Origin of the sequence: Faecalibacterium sp. An121 (assembly GCF_002160915.1) — a bacterium.
Classification (GTDB): domain Bacteria; phylum Bacillota; class Clostridia; order Oscillospirales; family Ruminococcaceae; genus Faecalibacterium; species Faecalibacterium avium.
Genome location: NZ_NFLM01000003.1, coordinates 32,337 through 41,563, shown reverse-complemented (window position 1 = coordinate 41,563; position 9,227 = coordinate 32,337). Strand labels below are relative to the sequence as shown.

Below are 9,227 nucleotides of genomic sequence, written 5' to 3'. Positions count from 1 at the left end.
TTGTGCAGAAAAAATACGCCCCATTGCGCTCTGGACCGGGAATATGGTAGAATGAGCCTGTAAAGCAAAAGCAAAGGAGCGTTTGTATGAAAATCTTAGCAGTGGATTACGGCGACAGCCGCACCGGTCTTGCGGTGTGCGACCCCGGCGAGATCCTGGCCACACCTCTCAAGCCCCAGATCGAGGAAAAGGCCATGGCCAAGGTGGCCGACCGGATCTGCCAGGCCGCCCGGGACAACCGCGCCGAACTGATCGTGGTGGGGCTGCCCCGGAACATGGACGGCACCGAGGGGGCCCGCGCCCAGAAAAGCCGCAAGCTGGCCGCCCTGGTGGAGCAGGCCAGCGGCCTGCCCGTCCGTATGTGGGACGAGCGGCAGACCACCATCACCGCCGCAGGCTTTCTGAGCGAGAGCGGCACCTTCGGCAAAAAGCGCAAAGCTGTGCTGGATGCGGTGAGCGCCTCGGTGATCCTGGAAAATTACCTGGCCTGGCGCAAAAACCATCCCGGCGAACGGTGAGCGGCCCTCACGGATAGGTCTCGATGGTGACGCTGTGGATGGTGATGGCTTCCACAGGCGCCAGGGCCTCGTCCACCTGGGCGGCGCCGATGGCGTCCACCACGTCCATCCCCTCGTACACCTGGCCAAAGACGGTGTCGGTGTAGTCCAGATAAGGCGCGCCCCCGGCAGCGGCGTAGGCGTCGATGATCTCCTGCCGCCAGCCCTGGGCCGCCATCCGATCGGCCAGCTCCTGTTCCAGGCCCGGGGCGGTCTGCATGACGTAAAAGACGCTGGCCCCCTGGCCCTCCTCGCTCATGGCGGCGCACAGGGCGCCCGAATAGTGGTGCAGCTGGTCGGTATACTCGGCGGGATAGCCGCTGCCGTTCCAGATGGTGGCGGCGCTGCCGTCGGCGGCCTGGCCGGCCTCCACCACAAAGCCCTGTTCCACCCGGGTAAAGGTCAGACCGTTGTAATAGCCCGCCTGCGCCAGACCCACAAAGTTGGCGCAGGCCTGGGGCGCCTGCTGGGGAAACAGCACCGCCCGGAACACCCCCGCCGACGTATCGAACACAGCCACCGTATCCCCCGCCGCAGGGTGGGTGAACTGCAGTTCGGCCGACTGGACCGCTTCGGGGCGGCTGACACTGCCGCCGGAGGGCGCGCCGCCCCCCAGGCATCCGGCCAGCGCAAGGGCCAGGGCCGCCGCCAGGACCAGCGCGGCCCGTTTGAATTTACCAGACATATTGCTTCTCCTTGTATCATATCCTATACCATACCCGCCGGGCGGGCATGGGGTTCATCGTTCAGTATACCACAGAACCGCCTGCCAGGCGAGGGAAGAGAAGTGAAAACTGCAAAAAACGCTTTTTCCTGATTTAGCATCTTGACGAGGCGGCAAAAAAACGCTACACTATAGGCAAGACGAGGGCCTGCACCGGCCCCCAGATGTGAAACAGACTGGAGTTATACCGATGGCAGACGAAAACAAGATCCCTCAGGAAGAAAATGCATACCAGCCCGACCTGATGACACTGCAGGACGAGGACGGCAACGAGATCACCTTTGAGGTGATCGACGCGCTGGACCACAAGGGCGTGCATTATCTGGCCGTCGTCGAATACGTCGAGGACGAAGAAGACCTGGACGAGGACGCCCAGCTGGTGATCCTGAGCGTTGGCAAGGACGCCGAAGGCGAGTACCTGGACGTGGTCGATGACGACGAGACCTTGATGGAAGTGGGCGCTCTGTTCGAAAAGCGGCTGAGCGACAACTTCGACATCGGCTGACCCTTTGCGGGCCGGCCCCCAAACCGGCAGTATCCTGCCCGGCACGATTTGTTGCGGAATATATGATCCTACTAATCATCCATCGGGAGCCTGGAGTCCGGTGGGGGATTGCAGACCGCCCCGTCAGGGTCCACCCTGGAGGATCGATGCGGGAGCATGAAACCATTGGCAGGGCACCCACCTGTCCGTAAGGGTAGGTTTGATTCATCCGCAGACGACCGGGCGGGATCTTTTTTATGATAACAGCCGGACTTTTGGTCCGGCTTTTTTGTTTACCCCCTTGCCGGGGTGTATCTGAAAATGCAGCATAGGGGGAAGATCTGCCGAACGGCGGTCGTTTTCAGATGCATCCTGGCCCGAAAACCGGAAAGGATGTGTGCAGTATGCGGACCGAAGACCACCTGGTGGGGACTTCCATCCCACGTTTCACCTACGACACCCCCTCGTCCCCCGGCAACGACTTTTACCGGCTGTGCGCCGGGGACAAGCCCCTGGCCATGATCTTCCTGCCCGCATTCGACCATCCCATCACCCGCACCTACATCTCCCGCTACCTCAAGACCCTGGACGACCTGAAAGGGGTCAAGCTGGCCTGCGTGGTGCGCAGCGGGCCCCGTCAGGTGGCCCAGGCCCTGGAGGGCCGGCAGCTGCCCTTCGACCTCATCTGCGACCAGCCGGGGGTGCTGTACAACTTTATGGGGGTGGAGACCGCCGGCCTGCTGAACTGGAGCTTTGAGGCCCAGCGCATCCTGCGCAGCGCCCAGGCCAAGGGGATGCGCTACAACCACAAGGCCCCCCAGCTGCTCCCGCTGACCCTGGTGCTGGGGGAGGAAGGGGCCATCCTGTTCACCCACTACGGGCGCAACCTGACCGATATGCCCGGGGACTGCGGGGCCATTTACACCCTCTGCGACGAGGTGTGCGAGCTGACCCGCAAGGCCCAGCAGGCCCCCCAAAAGGCCAAGGCCGGCCCCCACTCGGACGAGACCCTCACCCTGCCCGACCTGGCCGGCGGCCTGGAGGAAGAGGAGGACGCCCTGTCCAAGCTGTTCGACTGACCCCGCAAAAAGATCCCGCCCGGATGCCAATGCGTCCGGGCGGTTTTTGTTTGTCAGGTTTCTTCCCGGCGGAACCAGGCGTAGATCTCCCCGGCCAGCCTGGGGCCTACGCCGGGGGTCTGGGCCAGGGCCTCGCAGCTGGCCTGGCGCACCGCCCCCACGCTGCCGAACTGCGTCATCAGCGCCTTGGCCAGCTTGGGCCCCACCCCCGGGATCTGCACCAGGGTGGAGGAGTAGCTCTTTTGGCGCATCTGCTGCTTGCGGTAGGCGTTGGCAAAGCGGTGGGTCTCGTCCTGGATGGAGGTGATGAAGGTGAAGGTCCCCCGGTTCATCTGGATGGCGATCTCCCGGCCATCCCCGTCCACGATGGCCCGGGTGCGGTGGTGGTCATCCTTGACCATGCCGTAGAGGGGTACATCGGCCAGCGCGGTGCCGGCCAGGGCCGCCCGGGCGGCGTTCACCTGGCCCCGGCCGCCGTCCATCAGCAGCAGGTCGGGCTTCTCGGCAAAGCCGGTGCTCTCCCCTGCCCCGGTGCGGGTCTGGTATTCCCCGGCCCGGCGGCTCAATGTCTCGGCCAGGGAGGCGTAGTCGTCGGTGCCCGCCACCGTCCGCATCTTGAACCGGCGGTAATCGGCCTTGCTGGGCTTGCCGTCCCGGAACACCACCATGCCGCAGACGCTGGTGCCGTCCCCCCAGTTGGAGATGTCGTAGCTCTCGATGCGGCGGGGCGCAGCCGGCAGCCCCAGCACCTGGGCCAGCTCGTCCAGCAGCTTCTGTTCCCGGGCGGTGCGGCCCCGTTCCCGGGCCAGCCGCTCCACCGCATTGGTGTGGGCCATCTCCACCAGGCGGGCCTTGTCCCCCCGCTGGGGCTGGTACAGCTGCACCTCGCTGCCCCGCTTCTGGCTCAGGGCCTGGCGCAGGGCGTCGGCGTCGGCGGGGAGGGCGTCCACCGCGATGATCCGCGGGATCTCCTCGTCATCCAGGTAATAGCGGGGCAGGAATTCCTCCCGCACCCCGTCGGTGTCCGACCGGTCGTGGAACACAAATTCCCGCTTGTCGGTCAGGCGGCCGCGGCGGTAGCGCAGCACGGCCGCGCAGACGCTGTCCGGGGTGCCTGCCAGGGCCACCACGTCCATCTCCAGTTCCTCGTCCACCACCACCTTCTGCCCTTCGGTCACCTTGGTGATGGCGGCGATCTGGTCCCGCAGCAGGGCGGCCGTCTCGAACTCCAGCCGCTCGGAGGCCTCCTCCATCCGGCGGGTCAGCGTCTTGAGGATGTCCTTTTTGCCGTAGCGGATCAGGTGCACCGCCCCTTTCACCGCCTGGTTGTACGCCTCACAGCTGATCTTGCCGCTGCACACCCCCATGCACTTGCCGATGTGGGCGTTGAGGCAGGGCCGCCCCTTGCCGATGTCCTGGGGGAAACGGCGGCTGCACCGGGGCAGCAAAAAGGCGTCCTGGGCGCTCTCGGCCATCTCGCGGGCGGCAAAGCTGGAGGTATACGGCCCGATGTACTCGGCCCCGTCCTCCTCTTTCTGCAGGGTGAAGGACAGCCGGGGCCAGTCCTCTTTGGTCACCTTGATATAGGAATAGCCCTTGTCATCCTTCAGCAGGATGTTGTATTTGGGGGTATGGGCCTTGATCTGGCTGGCCTCCAGCACCAGGGCTTCAAACTCGCTCTGGCAGACGATCACGTCAAAGCTGAAGGCATGGGCGATCATCTGGCTGACCTTGTTGTCATGGGGCACGCCCTCCCGGAAATACTGGCTGACCCGGGTGCGCAGCCGCTTGGCCTTGCCGATGTAGATGATGGTATCGGCCTTGTCCCGGATGATATACACCCCCGGCAGCAAAGGCAGCATACAGGCCTTTTGGTACAGCTCCGCTTTGGTCATCGTCTCACCTCCTGTACGGGCAAACAAAAAGGGCGGAACCTGCGTCCGCCCCAAGGGTGCATCTGAAAACCCTCCAACGAGATAGGGGTCCTTCGATCGTCCCTCAAATCCGATCCAGCAAAATGCCGCTTACTCTGCAAAGCCGGACTCCACCAGCTTGATCAGAGCCTCCACAGCGGCCTGCTCATCTGCGCCGTCGGCAATGATGCGGATGGTGGTGCCACCCACGATGCCCAGCGAGAGCACACCCAGCAGGCTCTTTGCATTCACACGGCGCTCTTCCTTCTCGACCCAGATTGAGGACTTGAACTCATTGGCCTTCTGGATAAAGAAGGTGGCGGGGCGTGCATGCAGACCGACCTGATTTTCAACGGTAACTTCTTTTACATACATAGTAAAACGCTCCTATCTATTGTCGTAATGGAATGATGCAATGCATTAACACCTGCTGTCTTTTCTTATTTTATCGCAAGGGGACATGGTTGTACAGCCTTTTTTGGAATTTTGGCGGTTTTCCCAATCCAAACAGGGACATTTTTTACAATTTGTACCCTTTTCATAAAACATATCCATTGCTATTGGTTGTACATACAAAAGTTTTCAACACGTTCAGACAGGCAAGGGAGTTCATTCCTCTTTCTGCGGGGCGTCGGGCGGGGTCTGTCCGCCGTCCGTTCCGGGCAAAAGAGGCTCTTCTGCAAGCTTCTTTCTGCGCCGGCGGGAGGGCTTTTTGGGCGGCGGGGTGCCGTCCCAGCCGCCGGCCGCCAGATAAGCTTCCCACAGGTCGGGCCGGCGCTGGCGGGTGCGCTGGCGGCTCTGTTCGGCCCGCCAGTCGTCCACCGCCTTGTGGTTGCCGCTGAGGAGGATGGGCGGCACGGCGCGGCCCTCCCACACCTCGGGCCGGGTGTACTGAGGGTACTCCAGCAGGCCGTTCCAGTAGCTCTCCTCCTCGTAGCCCTTCTGCTCGGCCAGCACCCCCGGCTGCAGCCGCAGCACGCTGTCGGCCACCACCAGGCTGGCCAGCTCGCCGCCGGTGAGGATATAGTCCCCGATCGAGATCTCCTCGTCGGCAAACGCCTCGATCACCCGCTCGTCGATCCCCTCATAGTGGCCGCACACCAAAAGCAGGCTGTCGTATTGGGCCAGGCGGCGGGCGTGCTCCTCGGTGTAGCGCTGGCCTCCCGCCGTCATAAACACGATATGCGGGGCGGGGCGGCCCTGCTGTTCCACCTGCCGCCGGATCTCCCGGATGCAGTCGGCAATGGGCTGGGCGTACAGCACCATTCCGCAGCCGCCCCCGTAGGGATAGTCGTCGGTCTGTTTCTGACGGTTGAGGGTGTAATCCCGGATCTGGTGGCAGTGGGTCTCGATGTGCCCCCGCCGGGCGGCCCGGCCCAAAATGCTCTCATCCAGCACCCGCTGGCACATCTCGGGAAACAGGGTCGCAATGTCCACGCGCATCCCCATGGTCAGCCGTCCTCCCGCTCGCTCACCGTGCCGTCATCCAGCAGGCCGGGGATGGGCGTCACCGTGATATAGCCCTCGGGCGGGTTGCGCTCCTTCAAAAAGGCATCCACCCCGGGGAACATATACTCCTTGCCATTGGGCGCCTTGACGGTATAGATGTCCTGGGGACCCGGGCGGTCCACCCCGGTGACCACGCCGTACACCTTGCCGGTGTCCGCATCCCGCACCTCGCAGCCGATCAGGTCGGCCACATACCACCGGCCGGGGGCCAGCTGCACATCGTCCCGGTCAAAATAGAAGGCCTGGCCCCGCAGCGCCCGGGCGGCGTCCATGTCATCCACCCCCGCAAACTTGACCAGGGCCATCCGGCCCTGGGGGCGGATGCTCTCGATGGCCAGGCTGCGGCCTCCCGCCGGGGACAGATACAGCTTGCCTGCGGGCCGCAGGAAGTCCACCCCGTCGCACCACAGTTCCATCTTTACTTCGCCCCTGACGCCGTGGGTGGTGACCACCCGGCCGGCTTCCAGATACTGCTGCATAGTTACTCCTTTGCAAAAAAGGGGCCGCCCGGCCCAAAGCGGCGGACGGCCCAGAAAAGCGGTTCAGTCGATCTCCACAAGGATCTTCTCATCGACCCGCACGGCAGCGGCGCGCATGACCACGCGAATGGCCTTGGCGATCCGGCCCTGCTTGCCGATGACGCGGCCCATGTCACCCTCTGCCACCCGCAGGTGGTAGACGACGGTGCCATCCTCACGAGGGGGATCCACCGTTACGGTGACGGCATCCTTGTCCTCAACCAGGCCGCGGGCTACTGTCAGCAACAGCTCCTGCATGTGACCGCCCTCCGCTTACAGAATCTCAGACTTCTTGAGCAGGTAGCGGACGGTATCGGTGGGCTGGGCGCCGTTGGCGATCCATGCCTTGGCCTTCTCGGCGTCGATGTTGATCTCGGCGGGGTCACGCATGGGGTTGTAGGTGCCGATCTCCTCGATGAAACGGCCGTCGCGGGGGAAGCGGCTGTCAGCCACCACCACACGGTAGAACGGGGACTTCTTGGCGCCCATACGGCGCAGTCTGATCTTCACTGCCATAATAAATTTTCCTCCTGAACATTGGATTGTACGCCGCCCGGGTCGGGGGCGTGTGATTCTATGCCAAAGCCATGCCGCCGGGGCGGTTGGATTTGTACCTTGATCGTTCTCAGCCGCGCAGGCCGCCCAGCATGCCGCCCAGCCTCCGGGCAAAGCCCTTGGGGCTTTTGCGCATCTGCTTCATCAGCTTCTGCATGGTCTCATACTGGCGCAGCAGCCGGTTGACGTCTTCCACCCGGGTGCCGCTGCCTGCCGCGATGCGGCGCTTGCGCTTGGGATTGATGATGGAGGGCTTTTCCCGCTCCTCCTTGGTCATCGAGTAGATGATGGCCTCGATCTGGGCAAAGCCCTTCTCGTCCACCTGGCTGGGGTCGATGTTGGCCCCGCCGGGCAGCATGCTCAGCATGGCCGAGGCGCCGCCCATCTTGCGGATCTGGGCGAACTGGGCCAGCAGGTCGTTCATATCGAACTTGTTTTCCATCATCCGGCGGGCGGTCTCCTCTGCGACCTTCTCGTCGGCGGCCTCCTGGGCCTTTTCGATCAGGCTCAGCACATCGCCCATGCCCAAAATGCGGCTGGCCATCCGGGAGGGATGGAAGGGTTCCAGGTCGTCCAGCTTTTCGCCGGTGCCCTGGAACTTGATGGGCTTGCCGGTGACAGCCAGCACCGACAGGGCCGCGCCGCCCCGGGTATCGCCGTCGGTCTTGGTGAGGATGATCCCGTCCACCCCGACCTTCTCATTGAAGGTCTGGGCCACGTTCACCGCGTCCTGGCCGGCCATGGCGTCCACCACCAGCAGCGTCTCGTCCACCGGGACCGCCTTCTTGATGTCCACCAGCTCGTCCATCAGCACTTCGTCGATCTGCAGGCGGCCGGCCGTATCCAGGATGACGATGTCGTTGCCATAGTCGCGGGCGTGGGCCAGGGCTTTGCGGGCGATCTCGGGGGGCTTGGCCCCCTCCAGGGTGAACACCTGGGCGCCGGCCTGGCCGCCCACCACCTTCAGCTGCTCGATGGCAGCGGGGCGGTAGATGTCGCAGGCCACCAGCAGAGGCCGGCGGCCCTGCTTGATGTAGTACTTGGCCAGCTTGGCGGCGTGGGTGGTCTTGCCGTTGCCCTGCAGGCCGCACAGCATCAGGACGGTCTGGCCCTTGTTCTTGATGTTCAGGCGGGGGGCTTCCTCGCCGCCCATCAGAGCGGTCAGCTCCTCGTTGACGATCTTGACCACCTGCTGGGCCGGGGTCAGGCTCTCCATGACCTCCTGGCCCATGGCGCGCTCGGACACCTTGTTGCAGAAGTCCCGGGCCACCTTATAGTTGACGTCGGCCTCCAGCAGGGCCATGCGCACTTCCCGCATGGCGGCCTTGATGTCGGCCTCGGTGAGCTTGCCGTGTCCTTTCAGCTTTTTGAACACGCCGGCAAGGCGCTCGGATAGGGATTGAAATGCCATGTTCGGCTGTCCTTTCTACCAGGTCCGCAGGCCGCGGCCCGGTTCAGCTCTCGTTCACCTCATCGATCGACCGCAGCAGGGCCAGGATCTTGTTGAGGGTCTTGACATACTCGCTGGTGGTCAGGCGGGCGTGGGGGCCGGTGCACTCGAACCGGGCGTCGATGACCAGCTGTTCCAGCTGCTCCAGCGTCTGCTGCACCCGGCGGTAGCGGGCCGCGAACCCGACTTTCTGCTCCAGCTCCAGCAGGGCGCTCTCCCCGTGCTTGATGGCGTCCCGGGCGCCCTGGCGGGTGATGCCAAAGTTCTCCCCGATCTCGCTCAGCGACAGATCGTCGTGGTAATACTGGGACATCATCTCCCGCTGTTTGTCTGTCAGCACCTCGCCGTAAAAGTCCAGCAGGTAGCCCATCTCCAGATTCTTTGACGCCACCGCTCTCCCTCCAGCGTCTTTGTAAAGGCATTTTGCTTTACGGACGC

The 9,227-nt window shown here is 63.7% G+C and carries 12 protein-coding genes and 1 other RNA gene; 4 read left to right on the top strand and 9 right to left on the bottom strand.

Going from position 1 to position 9,227, the window contains the following annotated elements; genetic code table 11:
- The first annotated feature begins 86 nt into the window (after positions 1–86).
- The gene (ruvX, locus tag B5E66_RS02310; protein WP_087228369.1) at positions 87–518 is read left to right on the top strand and encodes a Holliday junction resolvase RuvX; all 432 of its coding nucleotides are present in this window, start codon (positions 87–89) and stop codon (positions 516–518) included.
- A gap of 7 nt (positions 519–525) precedes the next feature.
- On the opposite strand, the gene B5E66_RS02305 is transcribed toward ruvX, so the two are convergent.
- Positions 526–1,242, bottom strand: coding sequence for a peptidylprolyl isomerase (locus B5E66_RS02305; RefSeq protein WP_087228368.1), 717 nt, complete (start codon positions 1,240–1,242; stop codon positions 526–528).
- Positions 1,243–1,471: 229 nt separating this feature from the next.
- Between B5E66_RS02305 and B5E66_RS02300 the strand changes: the two genes are divergently transcribed.
- The 3 genes from B5E66_RS02300 (at position 1,472) to B5E66_RS02290 (ending at position 2,844) form a co-directional block, all read left to right on the top strand.
- Positions 1,472–1,786, top strand: a complete 315-nt coding sequence (locus tag B5E66_RS02300) for a DUF1292 domain-containing protein (protein WP_087228367.1) — start codon at positions 1,472–1,474, stop codon at positions 1,784–1,786.
- Between the two features lie 28 nt (positions 1,787–1,814).
- A non-coding RNA gene (gene ssrS / locus B5E66_RS02295) (6S RNA) lies at positions 1,815–2,019 on the top strand.
- A gap of 150 nt (positions 2,020–2,169) precedes the next feature.
- Positions 2,170–2,844, top strand: coding sequence for an AhpC/TSA family protein (locus B5E66_RS02290; protein WP_087228366.1), 675 nt, complete (start codon positions 2,170–2,172; stop codon positions 2,842–2,844).
- 53 nt (positions 2,845–2,897) lie between these two features.
- On the opposite strand, the gene uvrC is transcribed toward B5E66_RS02290, so the two are convergent.
- The 8 genes from uvrC to B5E66_RS02250 form a co-directional block, all read right to left on the bottom strand.
- A complete protein-coding gene (uvrC, locus tag B5E66_RS02285; RefSeq protein WP_087228365.1) occupies positions 2,898–4,739 on the bottom strand; it encodes an excinuclease ABC subunit UvrC in 1,842 nt (613 codons plus the stop codon).
- Positions 4,740–4,868: 129 nt separating this feature from the next.
- Positions 4,869–5,132, bottom strand: coding sequence for an HPr family phosphocarrier protein (locus B5E66_RS02280; RefSeq protein WP_087228364.1), 264 nt, complete (start codon positions 5,130–5,132; stop codon positions 4,869–4,871).
- Between the two features lie 234 nt (positions 5,133–5,366).
- Positions 5,367–6,206, bottom strand: a complete 840-nt coding sequence (trmD, locus tag B5E66_RS02275; RefSeq protein ID WP_242958059.1) for a tRNA (guanosine(37)-N1)-methyltransferase TrmD — start codon at positions 6,204–6,206, stop codon at positions 5,367–5,369.
- Between the two features lie 2 nt (positions 6,207–6,208).
- Positions 6,209–6,745, bottom strand: coding sequence for a ribosome maturation factor RimM (rimM, locus tag B5E66_RS02270; protein WP_087228363.1), 537 nt, complete (start codon positions 6,743–6,745; stop codon positions 6,209–6,211).
- A 63-nt stretch (positions 6,746–6,808) separates the two neighbouring features.
- Positions 6,809–7,042 carry a KH domain-containing protein gene (locus B5E66_RS02265; RefSeq protein WP_087228362.1) on the bottom strand — a complete coding sequence of 78 codons (234 nt, stop codon included), beginning with the start codon at positions 7,040–7,042 and terminating at the stop codon, positions 6,809–6,811.
- A gap of 15 nt (positions 7,043–7,057) precedes the next feature.
- Complete coding sequence (gene rpsP / locus B5E66_RS02260; RefSeq protein WP_087228361.1) at positions 7,058–7,300, bottom strand: 30S ribosomal protein S16; 243 nt, start codon at positions 7,298–7,300, stop codon at positions 7,058–7,060.
- 109 nt (positions 7,301–7,409) lie between these two features.
- The gene (gene ffh, locus B5E66_RS02255; protein ID WP_087228360.1) at positions 7,410–8,750 is read right to left on the bottom strand and encodes a signal recognition particle protein; all 1,341 of its coding nucleotides are present in this window, start codon (positions 8,748–8,750) and stop codon (positions 7,410–7,412) included.
- Between the two features lie 43 nt (positions 8,751–8,793).
- The gene (locus tag B5E66_RS02250; RefSeq protein WP_087228359.1) at positions 8,794–9,159 is read right to left on the bottom strand and encodes a sigma factor-like helix-turn-helix DNA-binding protein; all 366 of its coding nucleotides are present in this window, start codon (positions 9,157–9,159) and stop codon (positions 8,794–8,796) included.
- Positions 9,160–9,227 lie beyond the last annotated feature (68 nt).